The sequence below is a fragment of the Mesorhizobium sp. M7A.F.Ca.AU.002.02.1.1 genome, assembly GCF_003998535.1.
Classification (GTDB): Bacteria; Pseudomonadota; Alphaproteobacteria; order Rhizobiales; family Rhizobiaceae; genus Mesorhizobium; species Mesorhizobium ciceri.
Map to the genome: position 1 here is coordinate 1 of NZ_RZPB01000704.1, position 3,129 is coordinate 3,129.

The 3,129-nt window shown below is 62.3% G+C and carries 5 protein-coding genes and 1 pseudogene; 1 reads left to right on the forward strand and 5 read right to left on the reverse strand.

Annotation, left to right across the window (positions count from 1 at the left end):
• Nucleotides 1-336: pseudogene (locus EN879_RS29735) on the reverse strand (tryptophan synthase subunit beta); the annotation flags it as partial.
• Nucleotides 337-427: 91 nt separating this feature from the next.
• Entirely contained in the window at nucleotides 428-1,087 is a 660-nt protein-coding gene (locus EN879_RS29740; RefSeq protein ID WP_024501981.1) for a phosphoribosylanthranilate isomerase, read from the reverse strand.
• Between the two features lie 112 nt (nucleotides 1,088-1,199).
• Here EN879_RS29740 and EN879_RS29745 point away from each other — a divergent pair, with 112 nt between their 5' ends.
• Nucleotides 1,200-1,418, forward strand: coding sequence for a hypothetical protein (locus tag EN879_RS29745; RefSeq protein ID WP_013528317.1), 219 nt, complete (start codon nucleotides 1,200-1,202; stop codon nucleotides 1,416-1,418).
• Nucleotides 1,419-1,423: 5 nt separating this feature from the next.
• Here the strand turns inward: EN879_RS29745 and EN879_RS29750 are convergent, their stop codons facing one another.
• The 3 genes from EN879_RS29750 to EN879_RS29760 form a co-directional block, all read right to left on the reverse strand.
• Nucleotides 1,424-2,182, reverse strand: coding sequence for a M48 family metallopeptidase (locus EN879_RS29750; RefSeq protein WP_063169786.1), 759 nt, complete (start codon nucleotides 2,180-2,182; stop codon nucleotides 1,424-1,426).
• 100 nt (nucleotides 2,183-2,282) lie between these two features.
• On the reverse strand, nucleotides 2,283-2,765 hold the full coding sequence (locus EN879_RS29755; RefSeq protein ID WP_063169787.1) for a DUF2852 domain-containing protein: 483 nt from the start codon (nucleotides 2,763-2,765) through the stop codon (nucleotides 2,283-2,285).
• 117 nt (nucleotides 2,766-2,882) lie between these two features.
• Nucleotides 2,883-3,129 (reverse strand): benzoate/H(+) symporter BenE family transporter (locus EN879_RS29760; protein ID WP_206521027.1); only part of this gene is annotated, 247 nt, incomplete at its 5' end.

The window sequence follows — 3,129 nt, forward strand, 5'->3', positions numbered from 1 at the left end:
GCTGTTGATCTTGTGCGAACCGGTTTGGTTCAAATCCTCCCGCTTGAAGTAGACCTTCGCGCCGCCCGCGAGGCCCCTGGCCGAGGAAACCTCACGAAGATGCTTCGTGAGGCCTTCGGCGAAATAAAGCTTCGACGGCCGTCCGGCATAGTGGGTCGACAGGTCAGTCAGCTCAGCCCTGAAATCCGCATCGTTCTTGACCTCGTTCCAGTGCCGCTCCAGATCGAGGATCAGCGGCATCAGCGTTTCGGCAACGAAACGACCGCCGAAAATGCCGAACATGCCCTGTTCGTCGGGCCCGGTGCGGAAGGAATTGGGTGTCGCCGGCTTGTTCATCGCCGATCTCCTGGCATCTTGACTATGAGGCATGTCCTTGTCGGAAAACCGGTTCCCACTTTTCCGGGACATGCTCTGGTTTGAGGCACCACTAGGCTGCGCGGGTGTTCCGCGCGGCCCTGACGGCCCGGAAAAACTGTTCGATCAGCGCCGGATCCTTGACGCCCGGCGCGCTTTCCACGCCTGAAGAAATGTCGATCCCAGGCGGGTTGGCAAGCCGAAGGGCATCGCCGATATTGGCGGCGTTGAGCCCACCGGAAAGCATGTAATCGACGCCGCCGTCAAGGCCGGCGAGAATGCGCCAGTCGAAGGCAACACCATTGCCGCCCGGCAGTTCGGAGCCTTTCGGCGGCTTGGCGTCGAACAGGAACCGGTCGGCTATGCCGATGAATGGCTTCATTCGTTCGAGATCGGCGGCCTCGCTGAGCGGCAGCGCCTTCATCACCGGCAGGCCATAGCGGGCTTTGACCTCGGCGACGCGCTCGGGCGTTTCCGCGCCGTGCAGCTGCAGCATGTCGGGCTGCATTTTGGCAACGATTTCATCCAGGAAGGCGTCGCCGGCATCGACGGTGACGGCAACCGCCATCGCCTTGCCGCGCGCGGCCTCGCGCAGACGGCCAGCCTCGGCAGGTTCGACATAGCGCGGGCTTTTGGCGAAGAAGATAAACCCGACATGGCTGGCGCCGCCGGCCAGCGCCGCGGCCATTGCCGCGTCGGTCTTCAAGCCGCAGATTTTGATGTCGAGTGCCATGGCGCGGGAATTGGCATGAAAAGCGATAAGAGTCGAGAAAAAGCATGCTGTTTGCCGGCACGGCCAAAGGCGCTACCTATGGATGGACAGGACGCAAGGCGGGAGCACGATCATGGCCGACAGAACCGTAGCCGAACTCAGGCAGAAGATTGCGCAGGCGCGCGAGGTCATCGCGCACCTGATCGACAAGGCCGCCTTCAATGGCGCCGAGGCGCACCGCGCGCTCGACTATTTCGGCGGCGATGAGTTCGACGGCAATTTCCTGCCGTGGCCGCATCATGGCGATGAGGGGTTGCGGCCCGAAGACTTGAACGCCGCCAACGACGATTGAGCGATCTACTCGAACATGATCGCTTGCAGCGCACCGCCATTGCGCTTCAGCCAGTCCTTGCAGCGATCGGTGTCGGGGCAGAGCTTTTCGCACAGTTTCCAGAATTTCGGGCCGTGGTTCATCTCCTTGAGATGCGCCACTTCATGCGCGACGAGATAGTTGATGACCGGCGACGGCGCCATCATGATGCGCCAGGAAAAGGACAGATTGCCTTCGGAGGTGCATGACCCCCAGCGGCTTGACGTGTCCTTGAAGCGGATCGCCTTGGCGCGCTTGCCAAGCGCCTCGGTGTGCTTGGCCACCAGCTTCTCGATTTCCTTCTTGGCCTCGCGCTTGAGGAAATCGGCGAGGCGGCGCGGCAGATGTATGCGGTCGCCATGCACGATCAAGAGCGGACCACGTTCGTCGCGCGACACGGTGACGGTGCCGCGCTTTGACGGTTCATGGACGATGCGGTGCGGCACGCCGCGCACCGGGATCCTGATGCCGGGCCGCACCTGCGGCCGCGTCGGCACCTTGGCCAGTCGCTGCTCCAGCCAGTCCTGATGCCGCTCGAGGAACCTGTCCACTTCGCCGCGGCGCAGGCCTGGCGGCACGGTGATGCGCAGACCCTGGCCGCCTGAATCGATACGCAGCGTCATTCGGCGCGCCCTGGCGCTCTCGACGATCTTGAGCGGCAGCGTGCGGCCGGCGACGCAATATTCGCGCTCCACGACAGGCGTGGGCTTGGGCTTTGCCAGATTGCGAAAGAAGCCGAGAGTCATGGGGGGACGATACGCGATTCGAGAAAAACGACTAGAACAAAAAAGAAACGGCGCCGCTCGCGCGACGCCGTTTTTTCACGATGTGACCAGTCGCCGGATCTCAGTCGTCAAGCAGGTTCGAACCCTTGCCACGCTTGGTGGTCGTCGTTCCGGTGCTCGGATCGGTCTTCGTCGGCGCCGTCGACTTGTTGCGGTTGGCCATGAAGCGGTCGAACTCGTCCTGGTCCTTGGCGCGGCGCAATTCGCGGGCGTATTCGTCGAACTGGGTCAGCATCTCGTCGAGCTTGCGGCGCTCTTCGTTCAGCCGCTCAAGTTCCTTTTCGCGCCAGTCGTCGAAAGCGACGTTGCCGGTGCGGGCGGAACCATTGCCCCAGCGCGCGGCCTTGTCGGAACCGCGGCGGCAACCGGCGAAGATGCCGTCGGTCGCGCGGTTGACGTCACGCTTGAAGCCATCGAGGCGGTCGCCCCAGATGATGTAGGCGAGCATGGCGAAGCCGAGTGGCCAGAACACCATGAAACCCACAACCATCAACGCGATGGTTGCCGGCGTCCAGGCCGGACGGATCAATGCGGATGTGTTCATTTTCTCCCATTCCTTCGGTTGGAGACAGCCAAACCCGGCTGCGTGGAATCGAAATGGGAAGAGAAAAACGGCGATTCAAGACAATGTCCGCCAAATCCGGACAAGCATCTGAAATGTTTATCGCTTTTTGATCATATCGAGGAAAAGCACGACCAGCCCGGCAATCAGGCCCCAGAATGCGGCGCCAACGCCGAACAGCGTCAGACCCGACGCGGTGACGACAAAGGTGACGGTGGCAGCCATGCGATCCGCCTCTTCCTTCAGCGCGATAGAAAGCGCGTTGGCGAGCGACGCCATCAGCGCCAGGCCCGCCACCAGTACGATCAGGCTCTGTGGCAGCACCGCGAAGATCGCCACCAGCGAA